A 24,263-nucleotide genomic window follows, 5' to 3' on the forward strand; every position below is an offset into this window, starting at 1 on the left:
GTACATAACGTATATATAGAAGTTAGGAGAGATTCCATGACAAAAGGTGAACAGGCCTACTTGGATTTAAGCAAGCATATTTTAGATAACGGCCATAAAAAGGGAGACCGTACAAATACTGGCACATACTCTGTTTTTGGTCATCAGATGAGATTTGACCTTTCGGAGGGTTTTCCGTTACTAACCACAAAGAAGGTTCCCTTCCGGCTCGTCGCAAGTGAACTTCTATGGTTCATTAAAGGGGATACAAACATACGCTATCTGCTGGAAAACAATAACAATATCTGGAATGAATGGGCTTTTGAAAAATGGATCGGCAGTAAGAAATATACAGGTCCCGACATGAAAGATTTTGGAATCAGAAGTCAGCAGGACCCTGAATTCAATAAAACATACCAGGAACAGATGCAGCTGTTCAAAGAAAAAATATTGCAGGATGAAAGCTTTGCTGTAGAATTCGGTGATCTTGGATCTGTATATGGGAAGCAATGGAGGAAATGGAAAACTTCTCAAAATGAAACAATTGACCAGTTGAAAGAAGTGATCGAATCCATACAAACTAATCCGGACTCCCGCAGACATATTGTTTCTGCATGGAACCCTGAGGATGTCCCGCATATGGCACTGCCGCCATGCCATACACTATTTCAGTTCTATGTAGCAGACGGAAAGTTATCCTGTCAGCTGTATCAACGTAGTGCAGATGTTTTTCTCGGGGTGCCATTTAACATTGCAAGTTACGCATTGCTGACCGAGTTAATTGCACATGAATGCGGTTTGGAAGCGGGAGAATTTGTACACACTCTAGGGGATGCACATATCTATTCCAATCATGTTGAACAAATAAAAACACAACTGACAAGAGACATCAGAGCTTTGCCAAAGTTAAAAATTAACAAGGATAAGTCCTCCATTTTTGACTTTGAACTGAGTGATTTCGAAATAATTGATTATCACCCACACCCAAGTATTAAAGCACCAATTGCAGTTTAACTATTGAACCGGAGGAGAATAAAATGATTTCATTATTGCTTGCAATGGATAAAAACCATGTTATTGGTCTAAAAAACGGTATGCCATGGCATTTACCAAAGGATTTACGTTTTTTTAAAGAAAAGACGACCGGAAATACGATTATCATGGGTAGAAAAACGTACAACTCCATGGGAGGGGCTTTGCCTAACCGAAAAAATGTCGTGTTGACACGAAGCAAAAATGATTTTCCAGAAAACGTGGAAGTAATTGAAAACCTGCAGACGATCACAGAGTGGAATGAAAATAACCCTGAGGAAGAATATTTCATTATCGGGGGAGGCAATATATTCAAGCAGGTCATTGATGTTGCTGACAGAATGTACATTACATTGATTGAGGAGTCATTTGAAGGAGATACTTATTTCCCGGATTTTAACGAAGCGGATTGGAATTTAACTTCAAAAGTTAAAGGGGAAAAGAATGAGACAAACCCATATGACTATTATTTTTTACAGTATGACCGCAAACAGTAGCCTATTGGAAGAAAATTCACTTGTTTCGTAAATGATAAACATGTTATTATATAGTTGTATATTACTGTAATAGGTGATTAAACATAACAATTAGACTATTGATGAAGAAGGTGTACATATGCTGGCAAATATAGGTGTACCTGGATTGATATTGGTTGTATTGCTTGCACTGATTATTTTCGGGCCTAAGAAACTACCGGAAATCGGCAAAGCAGCCGGTCAAACCTTACGGGAATTTAAGGACTCTACGCGCAGCCTGACGAATGATGCTACAGATGAAATCAATGAAGTGAAATCAATCGTTCAAGGTGAAAAAAAAGAAGAAGTTAAATAACTTTCCGGAGTGATAGGGTATGTTCAGTAACATTGGTATTCCTGGATTAATACTTATACTCATCGTTGCTTTAATCGTTTTTGGACCTTCTAAACTGCCGGAAATCGGCAAAGCCGTTGGAAGTTCGGTCAAAGAATTTAAAAATGCAACAAAGGGTATTTTAAATGATGACGACAAAAGTGATGGCAAAAAAAACATATGAAATGATGAATAGATTGTAATGGAGGTGTAGGGTTATTCCTTACATCTTCTTTTGTGCTATGACAGAGGGAGTGTTCAAAAATATGTCAGAAGATCAGCAACAAATAGATACCGAAAAAGAAATGAATCTAGTTGGTCATTTATCTGAATTAAGAAATCGGCTTATAGTAACTGCTGTTTTCTTCATTGTTTTCTTTATTGCAGGGTTTATCTACGTAAAAGATATTTATTGGTTTTTCGTTAATGACATCGATCTTGAACTGACTGCAATCAGTCCAACGGAAATTATCTGGATCTATTTCTCCATGGCAGGTCTAGTAGCAATTATAGGGACGATTCCTGTCCTTGCATATGAAATATGGGCATTTATCAAACCTGGGTTGACACCCCATGAAAGGAAAGCATCATTATCCTATATCCCTGCATTATTTCTTTTGTTTATTTTAGGACTAGCTTTTGGTTATTTCATATTTATACATTTAATCATGCCTTTCCTGTTATCGTTAAATGACGGTATGTTCAATATTATGTTTACCGTTGACAGATACTTTAAGTTTTTATTACGGGTTACATTTCCTTTTGCTCTTCTGTTTGAACTGCCAATCATCGCAATGTTCCTGACAAGCCTTGGAATTCTGACTCCAGATTTTATGGTTAAGAATAGAAAATATGCTTACTTTGTGCTTATAGTTGTTGGAGTATTGATAACTCCACCCGATTTCATATTACAAATTGTTGTAGCTGTACCGCTGATCATCTTATATGAAATCAGTATTCAGCTGTCAAAAATTGTTTATCGGAAAAAACTGAAGAAACATGAAGAATTTATGCAGGATGAAAGCTAATGAATGAGGTGAAAAGTTGCGTTCCTTCTATCAATTTTTAATGACCTACAGAGGAAAAATAAAACCTGATGAAAAGTCTATACTGGCTGACTGGGCATTTAAAGATCATAATTTCCCAAAACAGTCGGCAGATTATGATGAAATCAGCAATTATTTGGAATGGAACAGTCCTTTTCCAAATGCATTATATATATTTGACGAAATTTGGGAAACGTATCAATCGACTAAATAAAATATTACTTCAATCTGTTGGGGCTAACTGACGTATATGAGATTGGAAAATGGTTCGGAATAGACATCTCCGAGCCATTTTTTATTTTCCCAGAAATAATTGATATTCATAAAAACATAAACAGCCAGGTTACTGCAAAAACTAAATCACCATCTTTATTAGCTGAAAAACGGATAAACTAGAAGAGGGGAGGGACCTGATAAGATGAAAAGGCTTATATACCAGGCATTCATAACAGTTAAACAAACGTTTGATCAATTATCAGAAAACAGCTTTATCACTTATTTTATTGGTTTGAAAGCTGGTGATTGATAAGAATACAATAATGTTAGAAGGTAAGAAAATTGTAGTGCGCAAAAAAAGACTTTTTTCTCATTTAAATTACAGTGAAAGCATATATTTGTAGATTCCTGCGGTTGCCCGGGAAATATTCCATTTATGTCTCAAGCCGCCTACACGCATTCACCCGCTTACACGTAAACTAATGTTAGATGATTTATTCTAATAAAGGGGGATAATTATGCTATTTCCACCACGGCAGCAACAGAACAGATACGGAAACCCATTTCAAAGTCATTCAGGAAATTCCATGCTTCCATCCACATTCAAGACAAAGTTTAGTGGAGGAAACACTGTCAATACTATTTCCAAAACATTGGATAGTGTGCAAAACGTATTAAATATGGTCGAGTCAAGTGCTCCACTGATACAGGAGTATGGACCGATGGTAAAAAATCTTCCTGCTATGTACCGGATGATGAAAGCATTTAAAGAAATTGAAGCAAGTGACGAAGAAAATGCTGGAACTGCCCACAACAAGGAAGAAACAACTGATGAGAATGAGAAAGAAGAAACCCCAAAACGAGAACATGCAATGCCTGGCCAACCAGACAAAAAGGTGGAGTCCAAGGGTGTATCAAAACCTAAATTATATATATAGCAAATTCTTGAGTCGGACTACTTGATTTTTGTTTGCAAAAAGTGAAAAATAGATATAAATAAAGTCAGAAGATATCTCTGTAATAAATTGAATAGATGAGCATTCTATGGTTCACTGATAATAACACGAATAGGACTGGAGGAATATTCATGTCTAATAACTTTGAAACAGCAACATTTGCCGGAGGATGCTTTTGGTGTATGGTAGAGCCCTTTGACCAGCGACCTGGAATAGAACGTGTGATTTCCGGATATACCGGAGGACATGTGGAAAACCCAACATACGAAGAAGTATGCTCGAATACCACAGGCCATTTGGAAGCAGTGGAAATAACCTTCGATCCAAAAATTATGCCATATGAACAGCTATTAAATACTTTTTGGCAGCAAATTGACCCGACCGATCCAGGCGGACAATTTAACGATAGGGGAGAATCCTATCAAACAGCGATTTTTTATCATAATGAGCAGCAAAAACAGATAGCCGAGAAATCCAAACAGGAGCTTGATGAAAGCGGCAAGTTCTCTAAACCGATTGCAACCCGAATCCTGCCTGCCAAGCCATTCTATCGCGCAGAAGAAAACCATCAGGATTATTATAAAAAGCAATCATTCCATTATCGGTTATATAAAAAAGGATCAGGCAGAGAAGATTTCATTAAAAATACATGGGAGAACAAGATTGACAAATCCAAATTAAAAGAAAAGCTTTCCCCCATTCAATATCATGTCACACAAGAGAACGGTACAGAGAGACCGTTCCAGAATGAATACTGGGATAATGACAAAGAGGGAATCTATGTGGACATTGTTTCGGGAGAAGTATTGTTTTCATCGAAGGATCAATATGATGCGGGTTGCGGCTGGCCAAGCTTTACAAAGCCTGTTGATCCATATCAGGTTAAAGACAAGGTGGACAACACACATGGGATGATACGTACGGAAATCCGAAGCAAAAGTTCCGATTCACATTTGGGTCATGTTTTTGAGGATGGTCCACAGGAAGCTGGCGGATTACGCTATTGTATGAATTCAGCTGCCATGAAATTTATCCCTAAAGATCAGATGGAAAAAGAAGGATATGGAAATTATTTATATCTTTTTGGGCAACGATAATAACATTATGTAAACTAGTTGAAGTGAGGGACAAAAAAATGATCCATTTAAGTTGGGAAGACAGTGAAACAGTAAAACAAATAGAATGTATCCATGCCAATGCAAAAAAGTTTGTTGTTGATAATAAACTGACACCCGGTAAAAAATATGATGTAAAGAACGAAACAGAAGAGTTTTATTTCATCATCGATAACAGTAATCGTGTAGGCGGCTTTCGAAAAGACTATTTTAAAGAAATTGAGTAAACAAAAATAACAGGAGAGGCATCCTGTTATTTTTTTAATTCAATTTTTGTTAATGTTTTTTAAAATTAAATTATTTAGCTCTCCACTGTCGTAATTAAATGATATACTTTATTTACCATAACACCAACCAATCAAGACCAACAAGGAAAGGGCTGATCAACTGTGAAAAAGATATATTTCGTCCGACATTGTTCTGCGCTCAGTCAACATAAAGATTCTCCATTAACTAGAGCTGGTATAAGACAAGCCGCTGAGTTGGCAAACTTTTTCACGAAAGAACAGGTTTCATTTGATTTGATCCTTTCCAGTCCCTATTTGAGGGCAGTGGAGAGCATTAAGCCATACGCAGAACGAACTGGTAAATCTATTAAATTTGACACACGGCTGCAGGAACGCATTCTTAGTGCAGATCCAGTTGAAGACTGGATGGAGGCCCTGGAAAAATCCTTTGTGGATGACAGATTTGCATTACCTGGCGGGGAATCAGCACAGGATGTATTATCCCGATCCAACGAAGTACTTTACGATTTATATAAGGATCCATCCATTAACAATGCGATAATTGTAAGCCATGGAAATATATTGTCCCATCTGTTTCATCAATTTAATAAAGACTTTGGCTTCAATCAGTGGAAACAGCTCAGGAACCCTGATATCTATCTATTGACATACAATATAGAAAATGACATCAGTAAGCTGCAATGTGTATGGCATCCGTACGAACTATAAATACAAGTTTGCGAGCATGATTCCAAGACTTTCTTCATAAATTTCATCAAATTGATCGATCGGTAGAGGATTCACTCCAGATCCTAGCTCAACAGTGAATCCAGGTTGTCTGAATTCCTGAATAAACCAATCTTTGTAGCCTGCATAACTGTCCACATACTGAATAGGTTCATACCCACTAGTTCTTGCATATTCATTAACAACTTCTGAGGAATAAGGTGGTTCCAACCCTTCAAATCCCCAAAATATCACTCTGCCTTGTGTATGAAATGCATTCATGCGTACAAAGTTTCTTTCCTCTGCAAGATTTGCCATTGCAATTGCTTCAGGCTCTGTTAATGGAGCAAAACCAGGAAAATCTCTTGGCTGTGGCGAAGTAGGCTTTCTGGCTGCTTCTACCTCCCATAATGCAGGATATTGATTATTTAGGTCAACTCCATTTATATTTGCTTTCCATCCGGAAAAGTCATCACTTTGTTGATTAATCGTTAAGACAGATTCGCTGTATTGTCCCGCAGCTTCAGCACCACCAATGACAAGGTTAACCCCATCTGGGTTTACCATTGGCACTACAGATAGTTGTGTCGCAGTATAAAGCGGAAGCAATGCCAGTTCTCTGATCGGCAAACCATTCGTAACGGACAGAGCGTATTGATTTATAAAACGCATAATTACCGGTGTTGTAATCCATTCATTAGCATGGAAGGAGCCATTTATATGAACTTCCTTTGGACCTGCCCCAATCTGTAATTCGATAATTTCTTTTCCCATGACCGAATTACCTGCACTGCGGTTACTGATAAAAGGATAAATGGACAGGAGTTCATCTATATGTTCCCTCATTTTTTCATACGTATAATCGGTTATATCATCGACAATCATTTCTGTCACAAGTTTAGGGAGAACAATTGTTTGCCCTATCTGAATATGGGCCGGGTCGGTGTCCTGATTTGTCACTACCAGCATGTCCAATGGAATGTTATTTTCCCTTGAAATAGTCCAGAACGTATCTCCGGCTTGTATGGTATACCTTTCTCTCACATAGCCTGGTATTTGTATTATCTGACCAGGTTGAAGTCGTGTTGCGTCCACTCCGATATTAGAGGTTTCAATGAGTATAAGGGGCACATTGAACAATTGACTATAATACCAAAGGGAATCGCCTGTTCGAACTCTGATTTCCATAATTTCTCTCCTTTCATTCACAACTAATATATCTTATGATAGGTGTAAAAAATGATGAATCTTTTATTTTTTTAGGTTTATGCGTTATAATAATTGAATACTACAACATATTCATATTTTGGCGCGAAGGAGGAGAGTAATTTGGCATTTGTAATCACATCACCATGTAAAACCGAAAAAGCAGGAGAGTGCGTAGAAGTGTGCCCTGTTGATTGTATAGAAGAAGGAAAAGATATGTTTTATATTGATCCTGATATATGCATAGATTGCGGAGCATGTGAGGCAGTTTGTCCGGTAGAGGCAATTTATATGGAGGACGAGGTTCCTGAAAACGAAACAGAATATATATCATTAAACCGGGTATTTTTTGAAAACAGATAATACTTCTAGCAAAAACACCGCTTACCGAATAGGATAAGTGGTGTTTTCTTATGAGGAAGAGCGGCACAGCAAAACAAATGGAACGATTCTTTGATCCGAATACATACATTTGCTTTAAATGGCTAAACTAATCTTATCTGACTAAAGATAGGAGAGAAATGAATTGGTAAAACCTCAATTGCCACAATTTCCTGAGCCAATATGGCGTGACCAGATCTCTTTGCCAAGTTTCCCTGCTTTGAATGATTCTATAAAAGCAGATGTCGGTATCGTTGGTGGGGGTATAACAGGGATAACCGCAGCATATTTACTTGCTAAACAAAACCTTAACGTTGTCCTGCTCGATGCTGGTCCTGTCTTAAACGGCACCACTGGTCATACGACGGCGAAAATAACTGCCCAGCATGGAATCATTTATGATGAATTCATCACACATTTCGGTCTGGAAAAAGCTTCTCTCTATTATAAAGCTGCTGAAGAAGCAAAGGAGTTTATTGAACACACGGTAAGTGAAAATAATATCGCGTGTGATTACAGTAAGGAAGATGCCTACATATATACGAACGATGATTCCTATATAAGCAAACTGGAAAAAGAAAAAGAGGCATACGAGCGGTTAAACATTGAAAGTAAACTGACCGATACTATTCCGCTCGATCTTCCGGTTAAAAAGGCTCTTATAATGCATAATCAGGCTCAGTTTCATCCACTGGAATATTTAAAAATGCTGTTGGAAGATGGATTGAAACACGGGCTCACTGTATACGAAAATACTACTGCTTCCGATATTGAATATAACAAACATACGAGCATTATCACTAGAGATGGACACCGAGTCACATGCAAATATGTGATCGTAGCTTCACATTTTCCTTTCTATGACCGGCAAAGCTTTTATTTCGCCCGTATGTACCCGGAAAGATCCTACCTCATCGCAGGAAAATCCCCGGAAAAATTCCCTGGGGGCATGTATATCAATGCAGAATCTCCAACAAGGTCTGTACGGTCAGCAAAATTCCAAGGGGATGACGTACTGCTTATTGGCGGTGAAAACCATAAAACTGGCCAAGGTAAATCCACGATGTCCCACTATGAAGCCTTACAGATATTCGCACAGGATCACTTTAAAATAGATAAAATAGATTACAGGTGGTCAGCACAGGACTTGACAACACTGGATAAGGTACCCTATATCGGAAGGATCACGAAAGAAGATAAGACAGTACTCACCGCTACAGGCTTCCGTAAGTGGGGAATGACCAATGGTACAATTGCAGCCAAAATACTGGTCGATAATATCCTTGATCAGGACAACCCATATAATGACCTTTTCACCCCTGCACGGTTTCAGGCTGACCCGGCTGTAAGGAAGTTTATGGAGATCAATGCTGATGTTGCCAAGCATCTGATAAAAGGAAAACTGGAGTTTACAAAAAACCCTGTTGATGAACTTGCCCGAGATGATGCTGCTGTTACGAGAGTGAATGGCAAAAGAGTAGGTGTTTACAAAGATGAGCAAGATGCAATTCATATGGTGGACACAACTTGTACCCATTTGGGATGCGAAGTGACATGGAACTCCGGCGATCGGACCTGGGACTGTCCATGTCACGGTTCACGATTTAATTATTCCGGAGAAGTGGTGGAAGGTCCTGCCAAAAAACCTTTAGCCAAAATAGAGGAACACAAATAAGCAGTTTTTCTACTGCTTATTTGTTTATTTTTTGTTAAGTTTTTATTTAAACAGGTTTATCTTCCATGGAAAATGTTAATTTATATTATAATAGATTATGAAGACATTAATTCTAGCATTTGGAGGTAAACAATGAAAATTATTGTAGCAGGTGGAGATGGATTCTGTGGGTGGCCAACTGCCCTTTATCTATCAAAACAAGGACATGAAGTGTCAATCGTAGATAATTTAGTAAGGCGGAAAATGGATGAAGAATTACATTCAAATTCCGTTACTCCTATCGCATCACTAGAAGAACGCGTCGCTAAATGGAAAGAACTGACAGGCAAAGAAATTAAAACGTTTATCGGAGATCTGAATCACTACGATTTTCTAAGAGAAGTATTTAAACAAACGAATCCGGATGCATTCGTTCATTTCGCGGAACAGCGATCTGCTCCATATTCGATGATAGATAGAGAGCATGCGGTTTTTACCCAATCAAATAATGTTATTGGTAATTTAAATGTTCTTTTTGCCATTAAAGAACTGGCACCAGATTGCCATTTGATAAAACTCGGTACGATGGGCGAGTATGGTGCACCGAATATCGATATTGAAGAAGGATATATCGAGATTGAACACAACGGACGAAAAGACAAACTTCCTTATCCTAAACAACCTGGGTCATTCTATCATCTATCAAAAGTGCATGACAGCCATAATATTATGTTCGCATGTAAAATATGGGGCATTCGCGCAACAGACCTTAACCAGGGCATCGTTTATGGGTTACATACAGACGAAACAGAACTGCATCCAATTTTAAATAATAGGTTGGATTATGATGGTGTATTCGGAACCGCTCTGAACAGGTTCTTAATACAATCTGCAATAGGGCATGACCTGACCGTTTACGGTGCAGGTGGGCAAACGAGATCATTTCTGAATATTAAGGATACCGTAAGATGTATTGAAATCGCAGCAAACAACCCAGCCGAAAAGGGAGAATTCCGGGTGTTTAATCAATTTACCGAATATTTCTCTGTCAAAGAACTGGCTGAAAGAACAAAAAGAGTCGCCGAGGAAATGGGGTTATCTCCAAAGATAGCCAATATAGAAAATCCTCGTATCGAAGCAGAAGAGCATTATTATCACGCAGTAAATACAAATCTTCGGGACCTTGGCCTGGAACCGAACCTGCTAACGGATGAAGTACTGAAAGAAATACTAAACGTGGCATTGGACAACAAAGACCGTGTAATCAAAGAAAATGTACTTCCGCAGGTTACATGGAAATAAAAGGAGTAATTCAGCTTTGAGAATAGCAATAGTTACCGAAACATTTTTACCTTCTACTGACGGGGTAGTTACCCGACTTACACAAGCTATCAAGCATTTTCGCTCAAAAGAGCATGAGGTTCTTGTCGTTGCTCCGGATTTAGGTGTATATGAATATGAAGGCGCGAAAGTAATAGGCATTAAACCTATCACTCTTCCTTTTTATCGTTATAGACCATTTACATTGCCATCCAAAGAAGTGAAGGGAGTATTGGAAAACTTTCAGCCTGATATTGTGCATGCTGCAAATCCAATTTTGCTCGCTGCTTCCGGTGTGCATTATGCAAAAAAGCTTGATTATCCTTTGATTGCCACCTATCATACCCATGTACCGAAGTATATGGATTATTATTGGGTCTATAAGCCGGCTAAACCAATTGTCTGGCATCATATTAAAAAACTGCATCATGCGGCAGATTTAAATCTTTGTACATCTGAAGCGATTAAAAAAGAGCTTCACGAGAAAAAATTTCATAATCTCCATGTATTGCAGCGTGGAGTAGATATCCATAGCAGACATCCGAAATTTTACGATGAACAAATGCGCGATTACCTTACAAATGGTGAAAAATCCAAAAAATTACTCGTTTTTATTGGCAGACTTGCAATAGAAAAGGAAGTCCATAAGATAAAACCTTTATTGGAAGCAAGAAGTGATATTGCTCTTGCAATTATTGGAGATGGACCATCAAGACAAGAGCTTGAAAAAACATTCAAAAATACCAATACCGTTTTTACAGGATTTCTCCATGGAGAAGAACTTTCAAAGGCATTCGCATCAGCTGACGCATTTATTTTTCCATCTGTCACAGAAACACTCGGATTGGTCATTCTGGAAGCAATGGCTTCAGGATTGCCTGTTGTAGCTGCCAAAAGTGGTCCGACACTGGAGCAAGTTAAGGATGAAGAAACCGGTTTGTTATTTGAGAATGAAGATGTAAACAGCATGATCCAGGCAGTTAACAAATTGGATAATCAGGAACTGTTACAGCAAATGAAGCAAAAAGCCCGAATCGAGGCTGAAAAATACGCCTGGGAGAATGCATCCCAGCAGTTATTGGATTATTATCAGGAAACGATTGAAATACACAATCACACAAAAATCATGGCTGCGCAATAAGTGCAGCCATGATTTTTTTATTTGCTGAACATGTCCATACAAGATGCAGTCAATAATATGTACTTATAATACAAAGTTTGGGGAAAGATTCAAACAGAGAAATGAAGTAAATTAAAATCTAACAAAATATGATCGATAAGGAATAAAACAAAACATATAAAATTCTTTAACAAGCCTGCATTTTTTCATTTTATCTCACTATCATAAGTATACTTGGTTAATGAGACGAATATTGTCACGTTTTATTTAACTTCCTATAATAAATATTATGTAAACCCGGATTAATTTATGCCATACCTGGAATGTATACTTCTTCTGGATGTTTTTGAACAAACCCAATAAGAAAGGCTTCTAATCTATTGTCATCTTCTTCCAACTACAAAAATAACCGAGGCAACAAATGGGTCATTTGACTCTCACCCTACCAATCATTAATAACATCAATTACTTTGTAATATTCGGCTTCAATAACATTAACTGTCTTCTACCAGATCGGTTTCAATTTCCTCACTCAACTGCCGATATAACGGTATCTCGATGCTCAGGAGAGAGTTTTCTTGTTGTACGTATTTTTCTCATCTTATCGTGGTAAAGTTTATAAAGTTCGGTTACGATCCAATCCTTTTGACTATTTTTCAATTGTGAAAAACGCTTGTTCTTTTGGAGAAGCTTTTCATTTACCTTTATGTGATTTTTCATCAAGAACCGCCATCCTTTAAATCTTACTTAACTTAGCCTTTTTAAATTTAACATAATTGTTATCGTCTTATTTTAAAAGAAATGCGTTTTCACTTATTGTAAAAATGCACCAGATTATTAAAGAAGTAATCAAGACTTTTCCTTTATTTGCTTTATTAGTTCAATTATTTCTTTTTATTGCTTATATCCTTTTCTAATATGTCCGTCAATTTACAAAAGACTCACAACTGCGATAATACCTAGTATACCCACTACCAATCCCTCCGCCCCGATTCTTTCCTATCCAACTCTTGCACCAGATAGTGAACTAACTAAAATTCATTATCTTGTATTTCCTTAGCTTTTCTTTCAATATAAAACGCATATTTAACCAAAAATATAGAAACTAAAGAAAAGATAAGATTTATCAAACGATATAAAATACCAAAGTCTCTCTATCAATAATCAGTGAATAAATATAACCAATTAACCCACTAACCAATACAATTACTAAGAATGGGAACCGAGGAATTATAAAACTGACTAAGCCACTTATTAACATTGTCATCATAAATAAAACAAGAAAATGCCACCATATGAGAAAATAGAAAGCCATTCATTTTTTTATTAACGTATATACTCAAATGCATTCAAATTAATGCCCTTCCCTGAAATTAAAAAGCTCCCGGCAACCGAACCCTTGTTGTATATAAGCACCTGTTACTTTATAATTCATTACCTTCTTTATCAAAATACTCAAATTCGAGTTCTCTCAACAACTCAGAGTCAACACCGTGAAATAAAAAAGCATTCATATATTCATTTTCTATTTCTATCATTGCAGCCTCATGAGTTCCCATTTTAACTTTAGCTACTTCTTTTCCGGCAAAACCCACAATATGTTCATCCATACCTGAAGCCATTCCCTCATTATTTTTATCAATACTTCCCACACCTATTACTTCATCCACTCGCCAACCATATTTATTCTTATTTATTATTCCTGCTGCTAAATAGTCTTTCGGAGCATCAAATTGTGAGTAATAGAAGACATATGCAACTTCTTCGTATATTTTTGGATCCACGATTTCTAAAACATCGAGGTATTCATGTTCATTATTTCTTAATGCTTCTTCTGGCGTAGAATATGAATTGCTCTTTTTACTATTCTCTAAATAAATGAAAGTAAATACCACCATAATTACAATAACTGCAATACAAAATATCAATTTTTTCATTGTCTCCCCCTTTATAGTTTATAACGATTCTTTCACTAAAAATGTTTCACACTTTCTTCAACAAACCTACCCGTTTGTTGAAGAAGAAACTACCGTTTTCTAATTTTAAAGAGTAAAAACAAGCCTATTAATAAAATAATTATTCCTACCTGCCAATAGACTCTATCATGAGCTTGAAGAAGTATATAATTCCAATAATCAGAAGCGGTATCCCAATATTTAAACGGATAAACAAATATAACAGGCATTAGTCCAAAAACAGAAAAAATTATTCCTATTGCTGTTAATAAAATAGCAAATAATTTAATTACAATCTCCCCCTTGATTTCTCTTATTAACAAACCTGTCCCTTTAGATCAATAAGCGACTGTCCTTATTTAACAATGCATCAGTTACTTTAATTGATTTTTTCACAAACTAGTCCCAAATTTCATCTAATTTATTCGAATAGAAATCAATTGCCTCTTTATAACTTAATATTTCATCGTCTACTGTTGTATCTATTAAGCATTTTAATAATAACTCCATCGCTTTACTATGCTCGTTCAAATTATATAAGGTCATCGAATAGAATGTTTGAATTGCTCTATTGTGTGGAAATAATTCAATTCCCTTTAGAAATGTCCTTTTTGACCTTTCATAATCTCCTAATGTTCTATATGTACTCCCTAAACCCAATAAAGCTCCCTCCAACTCCTTAGAAGATAACCCTAATTCGATTGCATTTTCGTAAAAAGGTACTGCTTTTGATTCTTCTCCTAATAAATCAAAACTCCAAGCATATTGATAGTTAATCGACGCATTATCGGGGAACTTCTGTACCAGTTTCATAAGTAATTCGTTAGATTCTTGATGGTCTCCAGTTTTCCGTAAATCAATAGCTTTTTCAAATTCTTTTTTCATTATTTTCACCCTCATTACTTTATCCGATTGTATCACCAAACTACGTCGATAACACAAAAGGCAACAATTCCTATTGGACAATCTCTCCAGTTAGTTGAATATTAACCTCCCAAGCCTTCTTCAAACGCTTCTTCCCATAAAATGACTCCATCATTATCGATGGCTTCAATTTTCAGAGTATCAGGATCATCGGAAATTGATTTTTTCTCATAGTCAAATATGCTATACCAGATATTTAAGTTTTCAGCTATTTTAATAATATCAGCTTCGTGGACCTTATCATTTTGCAATACTCGCACCTGTTTAATTTTATTTTCAGTTATTACCCCACCAAAGAAACTAAGGTCTGGTCCCATTCCACCTTCCCAATTGAATCCATTTTCTGGATTTAATGTGGGAAAATCTAAATGCCCACCAAAATTTGGTTCCCTTGATGACACAAGTAAACGATTTCCAGTTTCACTCTTATATAAGACAATGAATTTGTCTTCTTCAAACTCTTTATAGATAATTTCTGTTGATTCAGTGAGAAAATCATTTGCAATATCGGATTGGAGAATAAATTTCGATATTTCAAACATTGAATTATTTAACCCTTCAATTTGTAGTTCTAAATTTTCATTTTCCCCTTCTAAATTTAAGTAGTCTATACTTAATTGATTTAATTCTTTTTTTAATTTTGTTATTTCCTCTGAATCATCTGGACCTGAATCCTCACTTTCTTCAACAGGTTCTATAAAATAATTTGCTACTATCACAAACAGAATTATAGGAATTAATAAAAGCACCTTTTTATCCATCTTCACTTTTTTCCCCCATATTATTGTTACATTCTCTTTTTAACTCTCTGTTTTTAGTTCATTGTCTACATAAAAATAATAACAGAATACCAAACGCTATAATTATAAATTTCTGAAATTAATAAAAAAAAAGACCACCTTTTTAATGATCTCGTTTGTTGAACTTTTGCACCATTTAATTTAAAGTTTGACAATTTCTAGATATTCTACTTCAACTAAATGACAGTTAACGAAAGAAGACGGAATAAATTATAAAACCAACTATCATTAAAAGAATAAGTATTCCAGTGCCTTTCCATCCTAAACCACCAACTAAATCAGAAAGATTGCTCCCGTGAATACTACTTGAAGGGCTTTTTAATTCTTTTTGTCTCATTTGTTCTCTTCTTTCTTCAGGAGTTTTTTGATTTTCACTCATTAACATACCCTCCCTTGCATAACCCTCTTCGCATAAACTACATCGTAATAAGGTTGCAATCCCCTAATTTGTATAAAGCGCCATTAATTAAAGAATGAAATACTCTTCAGAAAAAAAGATTAGTCTTTGTCGTATTACTCTTGATTTTTAGAGTTCTTACCTGTTTTCCCCAAAAAATATAAGAAACCTGCCGATGATTAAATAATTAATATAGTATAAACAAGCCCCATTGTTACCCCTTAGCTACTACTCAACTATTCTGCCTGTTTAGCATAATATCTCTATATATCAATATTAACATAATTTTCCAAAATATTATTAGAATTTGACTAAAAGAAAAAGGCGATCAACCTTGATTAACTTATTTAACTAGCACCAGTTAGCATAAGTACAAGGCTTTACAAAGTATTAATATAGAGATGATTTAAAAATTAAAGATAAAACATTAAATACAATAATAAATCACCACCTTGTTTAACTATTGCATCATTTAGTTGAATGAAAAATGACGGTTATTCCGCAGTCGCTCCAGATAATGGAATAATACATCTGAAATTAAAGGAACAAAAAAATAACCCTGTAAAATGAATACAGGGCATTGGCTAGTTTTTTTTGAAACAATCATTCCGACCATGGTGAATGTATAATACAATGACAGAAATTCTTATTATTATATTCCGGTCTGAAATGTTGAATAACATCTTCTTTCATATTTCCGAAAGTAGTTTCTGGCTTATGCTTAAAGCCCTCATAAAACGCTGGTATAATTTCCTGTTTGAAATTGTTGCGGGGGAACGCGTTGATAATTTCTTCACGCAAATCTCCAGGAAATTGTTCAAAGCCATCTCCCATCACATCTAAACCTACGCCATGAAAGAGAAGCGCTACTTCTGACTGTTTGTGTTCTGCAACACCAGGTGTCGTATGCAGTGCAATTGCATCCCATACAAGTTGGATGGACTCTTGCGGGATTTGATACTGTTGCAGGAAACTTCTAGCTGCATTTGCACCATCTACTTCAAACCGTAAATCTGGGCTACTGTATTTTTTTGTTAAGCCTAAATCATGGAATAACGCACTGACATATAATAACTCCAAATCATAATTCTGCTTTGCTGTTTGTCCGTTTACGGCACCAAAGAAAAATACACGATTGGAATGATTCCACAATAGGTCATTCCCATACTCACGTAATATATCGGCTGCGTCTTTCGCCAACCTGGAATCCGGAATTTTGATACCTGCTATTGTTTGTTGCATGATAAAAACCCCTTTACAGTAAATTTTTTTCATCATCATGAGTTGTCTTCATTGTAAAGAGGACTCCATTATTTGTCTATTTAATCATTTCTATAATAATGATAGATAAAAACTATAATATAGAACGTTGTAAAGAAGTGATCGCATCTTTTTCTGTGTGAAAATGTAGCTTTTCGATTTCGCGTACCAATAACTGAATATATTTACGTGCTGGATAATTAATAAAACAATTCTTTTTCATCACGAGATAAGCTGCCCTTGTCAAAGACGGTTTTTCAATATGTTGAAAAAATAAATCCCCTGTATCATAAAATTCATATAATGTACGGGAAACAACACTGCGACCAACACCGCTTCGGACTAGATTCAAGATAGATTGAACACTTGACGTCTCCACAATTGGCTCTATTCTCTTGCCAACCTCAGCACTTGTTATATCAAGTATTTTTCTACATTGATGCATACTTGGAAATAAAATGAGAGGTCCATCCAAAAAAGAGGAAAATGAAACCTTATCCTCTCCATTACTTTGATTACTAATCAGATAAAATTCTTCATCATACAACTTCGTCAATTGCAGCCTATCACATTGATTAAATTGGAAACCAATACCAAAATCAGCTTGATTTTCCAGAACGGCCTTTTCCACCTGATCAGTAGTTTGAATGGAAACATTAATGTTCGGATATAAATGGTTAAATTGAATACACAACGTAGATACTAAATCCGTTATTTCCCCTGGTAACACAGCAATTTTCAATTCTCCGATCTCCACTTTCGTGAATGCCTCTATTTGAGAGGACATACCTTGTAGGGAACCTTGAATATTCAATGCTTCTTGTTGTACAATTTCCCCAACCTTCGTAAGCTCAATTTTCTTGCCAACACGATTAAAAAGCGGATATCCTACCTCTTGTTCGAGCATCTTAATTTGATGACTTAAAGTTGGTTGCGAGATTCCTAATTTTTCAGCTGCCTTTGTAAAATGTAGTTCTTTCGAAACCATTAAAAAATATTCTAAATGTCGTAATTCGATAATGTTTCACTCCTTTCTAATTCAAGATCTACCTTTATTTCACTAATTTTTTAATACGAACTACATATATTAAGTTAATTTAAATTAAGAAATTATGCCACTAATTGGCCCGATTGTTGAACACAAGTTAATTAGTATCCTAATTCGTATAGGTTCTCCATGATAACCGAACTCCTTATTATAGGGCACCTCGCATTATTACTCTTCCATTATTTCTTTCAGCTCTTCGGATTGCTGTTCGGATAATCTGTAGTAGTTTGACCGACCATCATACCAAATCATGCTCCCATCATCCTGACACCAAATATACCTGCTAAGCTCAGAAACACTGTCTTCGGGTCTATGTATTGTAAAAAAAGCATCCGAATTGGCTCTTAAATCATCTGGCTGTGCTATCTCTTCCAATTTATCGTTGATATTCCGCAGCTTATTGATGCTTTCCTGATCTGTGATTTCACTATGGAAATCAATTCCCTCCCCTCTCTTGTCATTAAATGGAGTGCCAACCAGGAGCACCTCATCCGCTTCTGAACAACCAACTAGTATTCCTCCAAAGAAAATCAGCAGCGATAGATAAATCACGTTTTTAATATTAAATCTCTCCCTTTCATCAAACTGCTAAATATAATTCCTTAACTAAAATAATATCAATATATTGGAGTGATTTTAAACCTTTAAGCTATAAAAAATAAAGGAAGCTACTTTACGTAACTTCCTGAACGATTAATAATATTCTTTCACCTGTTCACTCGAAGCGATCATCCGCTCATATTGACGAAGCTTCAATTCGAACAAGGTAAGCGGGTCTTGGTACAATTCGGGATTGTTGCGCATATCACGAAGCGAAATTTGGTTTTCCTCAATTTCTCTATCTGTTTCTTCCAATGTCCTTTGCAGCACTTCAAACGGATTGGCAAAAAACATATTAACATCTCTTTGCAGGGAATTCTCGAACAGTTCAAATTGCTGCATGAACTTAGCGGTTATTGATTCCGCTGTTTCACTGTAGTCTTTACTGTCGATAAATTGCTTGTATTTGTTATAAAGCATCCCTTTGTTTTGAATGGCCCCAAACAGCTTTCCTGCGCTTTTAAATAATAGTTGTGACGGGGTCGAACGAGTCAGTATATTGGCCTTTCGCAACTGCACATTTCCCCTTGTCATCCGGTCGGCATCCCGGCGCCAGTCATCCAATACTTTAAAGTCACAAATCAACGCGATTTTTTCTTCGCCGTATAATTGGTTGAAGCTGTCGCTCATCTCTTTCAAGTTGGTCTGGCTCTCTTTAAACTCTCTTTCACTATCAACAATCCAGCCCATTAATGATGCACGGTAGTCCGGCAAGACGCTGGTTTCAATATAATCGGTGATCCGCTTATTCATCTCTTCATTCAGTTCAATATGGATTTTTGCAAAGTCACTGTCCTCTTTTACCAAATCAGCGCAATCACGGAGCAATTCCGGGATCTTTGCTCTTAAATCCTGTCTCATCTTATCTTTTATTTCACTGTAAGACGTTTTAATAACTTGAACTTTTTCCTCTTCCATATCCTTTACCTGATTAACCGCTCCTTGGAGTTTTGTAACCATCTCTTCGTTCCATTTCACTTTATCAATTAACGAATTTTCCATATCTACACGTTTTCCCAGCAGGAACTTAATTGATTCCTTGATAAAATACAGAACATTGACAGTCCGTTCTTTTTCCAGTTTGCGAGCCCTTTTTATCGATTCCATAAAGGAGGACAATTCATCTAAGTGCTTTTTGCTTTCATAAGTCGCAGATAATGTTAAAAACGTTGCATCCGGAAAATATGTTTTGATTTTGGAAGTCGTTTCATCGAGATGTTCCATTGCTTCCTGACCATAAAAGGAACTATTTGTATTGTACAGAACAAAATGAATCTGCAGCTCTGGAGCCCGCTCCTTTATTCTGACAGCCGAATTAAGCTCTTCTGCGGTCATGGGTGATTCGGGATCCATTACAAACAGCATACTGTCTGCAACATGCAAATATGGAAACAGATCATTTCTCGACCTGCTCTGGCTCGTGATTCCCGGAGCGTCGATGAGGGTAATCCCATTATCTTTCAAAAACGATACTGGCTCTCCGTAAAAAACCAGTGCCTCTCGATTTTCAGCATGCTGGCGGAGATCATCAGCATCGGTTATATCCCTTACCTCTTCATTTGTAATTGCTTGAATGATCGGATCCTCTGAATGCTTCAGAAAAGCTGCTGCTGATGACCTGTCTTCCAAAAGCTTATTACCAAGCAGCTTATTTAAAAAGGCTGTTTTTACATCATTATCTATCCCGGAGATCAGCAGGTGATGCTGGCTAAAATCGAGAAGTTCTTGTGCCAGCCATACGAACCGTTCACTCATTAGAACTCCATTGTCGTGCGCCCAGCTCTTAATGGAATTCAAAAGCCCGTAACCGTCCTTCACACCAATCTGATTACTTTCAGTCCGGCTTACCATGTCTTCTGCTTTACTAACTACAGATGCTTCCATCGACGAAGGAAAAATATCACTCCATGCAAGAACAGCTGCTGAAGCAAGTAAAGCATCTGAGGTTGTGCATATCTTTATCCAGTTATTTAATAGGTTCGGAATGATTGGCGACAGGTCCCTGATTAAATGGTCTCCATCAATTAATTCAACATACGACTCTCTGTAAAGGTCAGAAAGCTTTTGCCAATTATGGGAACGATCCACATCGATATGCAAGAAAAGATGATTGATGTCTTTCAGCCAGGTGAAATACAGATCGCTTTGTTTATAACTGTTCCAAAGTGCCTCCGTTAAACTCTCGAAGCGAGCATGACTGATAGTATACAGAGTCAGCAATGCCTCCTTGAAATAGCCTGGGTCAAACGCTGAAGTATGCGACATTTCCGCATATGTTTCCAAAACGGCAAACCATGAAAGGGATTGGGTGCGTATCGCCTCATTCACAGCCAATTTCACCGCATTGCCAAAGTCCTGCTGATCCTCAAAGAAAGCACGTGCCATATCCGTCACATCAGGATAATCCGGGTTTAGGCTGACCGCTTTTTTGATCGATTCAGCCGCCTTTTCAAGCTTTCCAAGCTGGATATAGAGTGAAAAAAGCTGCAAGAGCACCTCTGTTCTTAAAACCTCGGAATCTGTTTCGACTGCTTTATAATAGTCTTCGGCAATTGCAAGCAAATCCAGTTCAAAATGGGCGTCCGCTATATTTTTCTGTGCCCACGGCTTTAATTCATTTGAAATGTTTTCCCATTTGAAAATGGCCGCTTCATAATCTTTATTTAAAAAATAGACCTCTCCCTGGGAAAAACGGATAGACGCCAAATCGGTCACTTCGTTCATTTGCTCCGTCATATACATTTCACCCAGGACTTTAATTGGGTGGATACTCTCTTTTCCATCCATAAATTGTTTATAATAGGTTTTATTGATTAGTTTCTTCTCTACTGTCATGATGATCCCCCGCAGTACTTTTTTGTTATTCTCCTATTAGAATAATTATGCTCCATACCGGATTTTTCAATATCCTACAGGCTATAGTCCATTTAAAAAATAACAGCCATAAAATTATCCTTTTCTTTATAAAATTCGTATCCTCACTGATGTTTGTGACCTTAAGATGCTTTATTCCAGCAAATTCCCGTTATTACTTAATGTTACTCTTATAGGCATTAAGAAGTAAAGCATCTTTCACACAATATCTATGTATATTCCCGACTCCAGTTTTTTATGTTCGAAGCATGAAGGGCTTTAACCAATAGTGGCAAAGCCCTTCTGATCTTTCACTTTGCAAAAGGAAATTGAATTTATGCTGCAGGAAGCATTTTTGTTAATAATCCTTCCGATCTCCCTCTATGATGGAAGCTTGGGGTGTGATGTCGTCATGTTCCTTTTTCTCAAAGCCTTTATCTAATCTTCCCGCATTTTCAATATCACCGGAAGCCTTATAACCAGCAATTTCTTTGTTGGAAGTGGTTCCGTATAGCCCCATCCCACCTAACTCAACATTTATTTTTTGATTTTCTTTCGCTTTTTTCTTTTCCAATTGATTCACCTCCTAACGGTAATATAACCAATGGAAACGAATATATAGCTTAAAAAATTGCATATTGAAGATATTATTCACACGCTCAACAAAATAAAGTGAAACACAATGCACATATTATCTAATGAGGTGATAAAATGGGAAATCATAAAAAACAGCCTGGATTACCGAAACAGGATGTCCGGGAAAGAATCAGCGTTCAAGCTGGACCGAATACGGTTAATCGGATATCTGGAGACTCTGTAGATGAACATCGAAGAATAGAATCAGCTAATAATTTCCTTGCAGAGAAAGAGATTAAGCAAACATTTAACAATTCATAATGGCTTCTGCTTTTACCAATCAGACGCAAAAGGAGCCGGTGCTCATTTTTTTAAGCACCGGCTCCTTTTCCAGATCATTTATACCTTCCTATTTCAAATAGGTTCAAGTATTAAATACCAATTGTATGATTGACATGGTTGGTATTAAAAGCATTCAACTTTTTCAAACTCCACTTTTTTATATCAAGGCTTACATTTCCATTTGCGGAAAAATGGATATTCGGATCAGCTGGGTAATCGAAAATCCTTGCTGAAAAAACCTCTTCTCCGTTGTTAATGAAAATTTCAACGGATGATGTATCCTTAAATAGTCGAATCGTATTTAACTCGTTTAGCACACAACTTCTTTTTTCATAATTATTTTCGTCTGCAAGGTTCAATCGTTTTAGGGAGAAGGTTTTTTTTAACTTGTCATAGGTTATTTCATTATTTTCTCCTAGTGTAAAGGAAAAAGATGTGGCATCCAGTTCTTTGATGGTAATTTCCAGTTCCAATACATTGCCTTGAACGTTTGGAAGAGAGATTTTATCTCCATCAATTGGAACATCCATGTATTCTATCTCGTTTTCCCGTAAACATTGAAGTTCTTCCACTGGATTTTGCAAAAGTTTTCCATCTTTCCATTCGAGATGTCGCGGAAGTGTCAGCGTATGGATCCACTCATATCTGGTAGTAGGATGGATTGATTCCCCTTCTTCTGCATTGCCCATCCAGCCGACCATCAGCCTTCTCCCTCTGTCATCAATCATTGTTTGAGGGGCATAGAAGTCGAACCCCCTATCGAGTTCGGTGAATCGCCCATGTTCAAAGGTGACTTGTTCATAATCTACCTTACCGGAAAAATACCCAGAATGAAAAATATTATTGAATTCATATCCTCTTGGCTCAAGCCCCTGTGGACAAATGATCAAAATATCCTGACCATCTAATCTAAAAACATCCGGGCATTCCCACATATATCCGAAGTCACCAAGCCCATTGCGGCCGCTTCCTGCAAGGGGACCGTGAAAAGTCCAATTATCCAGGTCCGTGGATGTATATAAAACGACTTCCCCTTTCCCTTCTGTCGTTTGTGCGCCAACTACCATATACCATTTACCCGCTTCACAAAATACCTTTGGGTCACGGAAATGTGGCGTATAACCTTCTGGAACGTGGATGATAGGTCCTCTTTTATGGAATTCAAGACCATCCTCAGACACTGCAAGGCATTGGTAGGATTCCCTGTTTCCGTCGTCATCCATTACATTGCCTGTATAAAATAAATACAATTTATTATCATGTACTACTGCGCTCCCTGAATAACATCCATTTTTGTCGTACCACTGATCCGGGGCAAGGGCAATTGGTGCCTCCTTCCAATGAACAAGGTCATCGGAAATATAGTGCCCCCAATATTTAATCCCATGCTTTGTCTCAAAAGGATTCCACTGATAAAAAATGTGGTAGCAACCATTAAAGTAAGCAAAGCCATTAGGGTCGTTCAATAGTCCAATTTGCGGCATCAGATGGTAATGAAGGCGATACGGATCATCTGCTACAATATTTTGAATTTCTTTTATTCGATTTGTGATTAATTCCTCTATTTCAAATATGGTTTTAGTCATGATGCTATAACCTCCCTAAAAATATCAGGTCGATAATTAGTTTATTTTTGCTATATTTTTTTTTGCTCTCTATAAGTAGCCTTGATGAATCCATG

General features: G+C 36.9%; 27 protein-coding genes. 15 read left to right on the top strand and 12 right to left on the bottom strand.

Annotated features, from left to right (window positions below; genetic code table 11):
* Positions 1 to 36 precede the first annotated feature (36 nt).
* The 10 genes from A4245_RS03045 to A4245_RS03090 all read left to right on the top strand — a co-directional run bounded on the left by A4245_RS03045 (position 37) and on the right by A4245_RS03090 (position 6,149).
* Positions 37 to 993: a thymidylate synthase gene (locus tag A4245_RS03045; protein WP_067725545.1), complete on the top strand. Its 957-nt coding sequence runs from the start codon at positions 37 to 39 to the stop codon at positions 991 to 993.
* A gap of 23 nt (positions 994 to 1,016) precedes the next feature.
* Positions 1,017 to 1,508 (top strand): dihydrofolate reductase, encoded by a 492-nt coding sequence (locus tag A4245_RS03050; protein WP_067725546.1) that lies wholly within the window; start codon positions 1,017 to 1,019, stop codon positions 1,506 to 1,508.
* Between the two features lie 118 nt (positions 1,509 to 1,626).
* Positions 1,627 to 1,842 carry a twin-arginine translocase TatA/TatE family subunit gene (gene tatA / locus A4245_RS03055; protein WP_067725547.1) on the top strand — a complete coding sequence of 72 codons (216 nt, stop codon included), beginning with the start codon at positions 1,627 to 1,629 and terminating at the stop codon, positions 1,840 to 1,842.
* A 19-nt stretch (positions 1,843 to 1,861) separates the two neighbouring features.
* Positions 1,862 to 2,044 carry a twin-arginine translocase TatA/TatE family subunit gene (gene tatA / locus A4245_RS03060; RefSeq protein ID WP_067725549.1) on the top strand — a complete coding sequence of 61 codons (183 nt, stop codon included), beginning with the start codon at positions 1,862 to 1,864 and terminating at the stop codon, positions 2,042 to 2,044.
* Positions 2,045 to 2,126: 82 nt separating this feature from the next.
* Entirely contained in the window at positions 2,127 to 2,888 is a 762-nt protein-coding gene (gene tatC, locus A4245_RS03065) for a twin-arginine translocase subunit TatC (RefSeq protein WP_067725625.1), read from the top strand.
* Between the two features lie 16 nt (positions 2,889 to 2,904).
* A complete protein-coding gene (locus A4245_RS03070) occupies positions 2,905 to 3,120 on the top strand; it encodes a YozE family protein (RefSeq protein ID WP_067725550.1) in 216 nt (71 codons plus the stop codon).
* Between the two features lie 520 nt (positions 3,121 to 3,640).
* Complete coding sequence (gene vrrA, locus A4245_RS03075) at positions 3,641 to 4,060, top strand: VrrA/YqfQ family protein (protein ID WP_067725551.1); 420 nt, start codon at positions 3,641 to 3,643, stop codon at positions 4,058 to 4,060.
* Between the two features lie 149 nt (positions 4,061 to 4,209).
* A complete protein-coding gene (gene msrA / locus A4245_RS03080; RefSeq protein ID WP_067725553.1) occupies positions 4,210 to 5,175 on the top strand; it encodes a peptide-methionine (S)-S-oxide reductase MsrA in 966 nt (321 codons plus the stop codon).
* A gap of 38 nt (positions 5,176 to 5,213) precedes the next feature.
* The gene (locus A4245_RS03085; protein WP_067725554.1) at positions 5,214 to 5,420 is read left to right on the top strand and encodes a DUF6501 family protein; all 207 of its coding nucleotides are present in this window, start codon (positions 5,214 to 5,216) and stop codon (positions 5,418 to 5,420) included.
* Between the two features lie 162 nt (positions 5,421 to 5,582).
* Positions 5,583 to 6,149 (top strand): histidine phosphatase family protein, encoded by a 567-nt coding sequence (locus A4245_RS03090; RefSeq protein ID WP_067725555.1) that lies wholly within the window; start codon positions 5,583 to 5,585, stop codon positions 6,147 to 6,149.
* On the opposite strand, the gene A4245_RS03095 is transcribed toward A4245_RS03090, so the two are convergent.
* Positions 6,144 to 7,334, bottom strand: a complete 1,191-nt coding sequence (locus tag A4245_RS03095; protein WP_067725556.1) for a M14 family metallopeptidase — start codon at positions 7,332 to 7,334, stop codon at positions 6,144 to 6,146. The two genes, A4245_RS03090 and A4245_RS03095, sit on opposite strands and share 6 nt — an antisense overlap.
* A gap of 141 nt (positions 7,335 to 7,475) precedes the next feature.
* On the opposite strand from A4245_RS03095, the gene A4245_RS03100 reads away from it, so the two are divergent.
* The 4 genes from A4245_RS03100 (at position 7,476) to A4245_RS03115 (ending at position 11,848) form a co-directional block, all read left to right on the top strand.
* Positions 7,476 to 7,715 carry an indolepyruvate ferredoxin oxidoreductase subunit alpha gene (locus tag A4245_RS03100; protein ID WP_067725557.1) on the top strand — a complete coding sequence of 80 codons (240 nt, stop codon included), beginning with the start codon at positions 7,476 to 7,478 and terminating at the stop codon, positions 7,713 to 7,715.
* Between the two features lie 163 nt (positions 7,716 to 7,878).
* A complete protein-coding gene (locus A4245_RS03105; protein ID WP_067725558.1) occupies positions 7,879 to 9,408 on the top strand; it encodes an FAD-dependent oxidoreductase in 1,530 nt (509 codons plus the stop codon).
* Between the two features lie 132 nt (positions 9,409 to 9,540).
* A complete protein-coding gene (locus A4245_RS03110; protein WP_067725564.1) occupies positions 9,541 to 10,689 on the top strand; it encodes an NAD-dependent epimerase/dehydratase family protein in 1,149 nt (382 codons plus the stop codon).
* A 16-nt stretch (positions 10,690 to 10,705) separates the two neighbouring features.
* Positions 10,706 to 11,848 (top strand): glycosyltransferase family 4 protein, encoded by a 1,143-nt coding sequence (locus tag A4245_RS03115; RefSeq protein WP_067725566.1) that lies wholly within the window; start codon positions 10,706 to 10,708, stop codon positions 11,846 to 11,848.
* Between the two features lie 507 nt (positions 11,849 to 12,355).
* On the opposite strand, the gene A4245_RS03120 is transcribed toward A4245_RS03115, so the two are convergent.
* The 10 genes from A4245_RS03120 to A4245_RS03170 form a co-directional block, all read right to left on the bottom strand.
* Positions 12,356 to 12,547: a hypothetical protein gene (locus A4245_RS03120; protein ID WP_067725568.1), complete on the bottom strand. Its 192-nt coding sequence runs from the start codon at positions 12,545 to 12,547 to the stop codon at positions 12,356 to 12,358.
* Positions 12,548 to 13,251: 704 nt separating this feature from the next.
* Positions 13,252 to 13,764, bottom strand: coding sequence for a hypothetical protein (locus A4245_RS03125; RefSeq protein ID WP_067725570.1), 513 nt, complete (start codon positions 13,762 to 13,764; stop codon positions 13,252 to 13,254).
* Between the two features lie 417 nt (positions 13,765 to 14,181).
* Entirely contained in the window at positions 14,182 to 14,667 is a 486-nt protein-coding gene (locus tag A4245_RS03135) for a tetratricopeptide repeat protein (RefSeq protein WP_067725574.1), read from the bottom strand.
* 101 nt (positions 14,668 to 14,768) lie between these two features.
* Positions 14,769 to 15,473 (bottom strand): hypothetical protein, encoded by a 705-nt coding sequence (locus tag A4245_RS03140; RefSeq protein WP_067725576.1) that lies wholly within the window; start codon positions 15,471 to 15,473, stop codon positions 14,769 to 14,771.
* Positions 15,474 to 15,693: 220 nt separating this feature from the next.
* Positions 15,694 to 15,885, bottom strand: a complete 192-nt coding sequence (locus A4245_RS03145) for a DUF6366 family protein (protein WP_067725577.1) — start codon at positions 15,883 to 15,885, stop codon at positions 15,694 to 15,696.
* A gap of 621 nt (positions 15,886 to 16,506) precedes the next feature.
* A complete protein-coding gene (locus A4245_RS03150) occupies positions 16,507 to 17,145 on the bottom strand; it encodes an HD domain-containing protein (protein WP_067725580.1) in 639 nt (212 codons plus the stop codon).
* A gap of 112 nt (positions 17,146 to 17,257) precedes the next feature.
* Entirely contained in the window at positions 17,258 to 18,184 is a 927-nt protein-coding gene (locus tag A4245_RS03155; RefSeq protein ID WP_324609838.1) for a LysR family transcriptional regulator, read from the bottom strand.
* A 195-nt stretch (positions 18,185 to 18,379) separates the two neighbouring features.
* On the bottom strand, positions 18,380 to 18,763 hold the full coding sequence (locus A4245_RS03160) for a hypothetical protein (protein WP_067725584.1): 384 nt from the start codon (positions 18,761 to 18,763) through the stop codon (positions 18,380 to 18,382).
* Between the two features lie 141 nt (positions 18,764 to 18,904).
* A complete protein-coding gene (locus A4245_RS03165) occupies positions 18,905 to 21,646 on the bottom strand; it encodes a GTP-binding protein (RefSeq protein ID WP_067725586.1) in 2,742 nt (913 codons plus the stop codon).
* Positions 21,647 to 22,022: 376 nt separating this feature from the next.
* Entirely contained in the window at positions 22,023 to 22,238 is a 216-nt protein-coding gene (locus tag A4245_RS03170; RefSeq protein ID WP_067725588.1) for a hypothetical protein, read from the bottom strand.
* A 137-nt stretch (positions 22,239 to 22,375) separates the two neighbouring features.
* Here A4245_RS03170 and A4245_RS03175 point away from each other — a divergent pair, with 137 nt between their 5' ends.
* The gene (locus A4245_RS03175; RefSeq protein ID WP_067725590.1) at positions 22,376 to 22,561 is read left to right on the top strand and encodes a hypothetical protein; all 186 of its coding nucleotides are present in this window, start codon (positions 22,376 to 22,378) and stop codon (positions 22,559 to 22,561) included.
* 110 nt (positions 22,562 to 22,671) lie between these two features.
* Here the strand turns inward: A4245_RS03175 and A4245_RS03180 are convergent, their stop codons facing one another.
* Positions 22,672 to 24,168 carry a glycoside hydrolase family 32 protein gene (locus tag A4245_RS03180; protein WP_067725591.1) on the bottom strand — a complete coding sequence of 499 codons (1,497 nt, stop codon included), beginning with the start codon at positions 24,166 to 24,168 and terminating at the stop codon, positions 22,672 to 22,674.
* Between the last annotated feature and the right edge of the window lie 95 nt (positions 24,169 to 24,263).

Origin of the sequence: Oceanobacillus damuensis, assembly GCF_001618145.1 — a bacterium.
In the GTDB taxonomy this organism is placed as follows: domain Bacteria; phylum Bacillota; class Bacilli; order Bacillales; family Amphibacillaceae; genus Oceanobacillus; species Oceanobacillus damuensis.

What these genes read in the sequence shown, in the direction of transcription:
- A4245_RS03150 (WP_067725580.1), bottom strand. Translation starts at nt 17,145, where the DNA reads ATGCAACAAACAATAGCAGGTATCAAAATTCCGGATTCCAGGTTGGCG.
- A4245_RS03135 (WP_067725574.1), bottom strand. Translation starts at nt 14,667, where the DNA reads ATGAAAAAAGAATTTGAAAAAGCTATTGATTTACGGAAAACTGGAGAC.
- A4245_RS03145 (WP_067725577.1), bottom strand. Translation starts at nt 15,885, where the DNA reads ATGAGTGAAAATCAAAAAACTCCTGAAGAAAGAAGAGAACAAATGAGA.
- A4245_RS03125 (WP_067725570.1), bottom strand. Translation starts at nt 13,764, where the DNA reads ATGAAAAAATTGATATTTTGTATTGCAGTTATTGTAATTATGGTGGTA.
- A4245_RS03045 (WP_067725545.1), top strand. Translation starts at nt 37, where the DNA reads ATGACAAAAGGTGAACAGGCCTACTTGGATTTAAGCAAGCATATTTTA.
- A4245_RS03095 (WP_067725556.1), bottom strand. Translation starts at nt 7,334, where the DNA reads ATGGAAATCAGAGTTCGAACAGGCGATTCCCTTTGGTATTATAGTCAA.
- A4245_RS03180 (WP_067725591.1), bottom strand. Translation starts at nt 24,168, where the DNA reads ATGACTAAAACCATATTTGAAATAGAGGAATTAATCACAAATCGAATA.
- A4245_RS03050 (WP_067725546.1), top strand. Translation starts at nt 1,017, where the DNA reads ATGATTTCATTATTGCTTGCAATGGATAAAAACCATGTTATTGGTCTA.
- tatA (WP_067725547.1), top strand. Translation starts at nt 1,627, where the DNA reads ATGCTGGCAAATATAGGTGTACCTGGATTGATATTGGTTGTATTGCTT.
- A4245_RS03175 (WP_067725590.1), top strand. Translation starts at nt 22,376, where the DNA reads ATGGGAAATCATAAAAAACAGCCTGGATTACCGAAACAGGATGTCCGG.
- A4245_RS03085 (WP_067725554.1), top strand. Translation starts at nt 5,214, where the DNA reads ATGATCCATTTAAGTTGGGAAGACAGTGAAACAGTAAAACAAATAGAA.
- tatA (WP_067725549.1), top strand. Translation starts at nt 1,862, where the DNA reads ATGTTCAGTAACATTGGTATTCCTGGATTAATACTTATACTCATCGTT.
- A4245_RS03110 (WP_067725564.1), top strand. Translation starts at nt 9,541, where the DNA reads ATGAAAATTATTGTAGCAGGTGGAGATGGATTCTGTGGGTGGCCAACT.
- A4245_RS03120 (WP_067725568.1), bottom strand. Translation starts at nt 12,547, where the DNA reads ATGAAAAATCACATAAAGGTAAATGAAAAGCTTCTCCAAAAGAACAAG.
- vrrA (WP_067725551.1), top strand. Translation starts at nt 3,641, where the DNA reads ATGCTATTTCCACCACGGCAGCAACAGAACAGATACGGAAACCCATTT.
- msrA (WP_067725553.1), top strand. Translation starts at nt 4,210, where the DNA reads ATGTCTAATAACTTTGAAACAGCAACATTTGCCGGAGGATGCTTTTGG.
- tatC (WP_067725625.1), top strand. Translation starts at nt 2,127, where the DNA reads ATGTCAGAAGATCAGCAACAAATAGATACCGAAAAAGAAATGAATCTA.
- A4245_RS03165 (WP_067725586.1), bottom strand. Translation starts at nt 21,646, where the DNA reads ATGACAGTAGAGAAGAAACTAATCAATAAAACCTATTATAAACAATTT.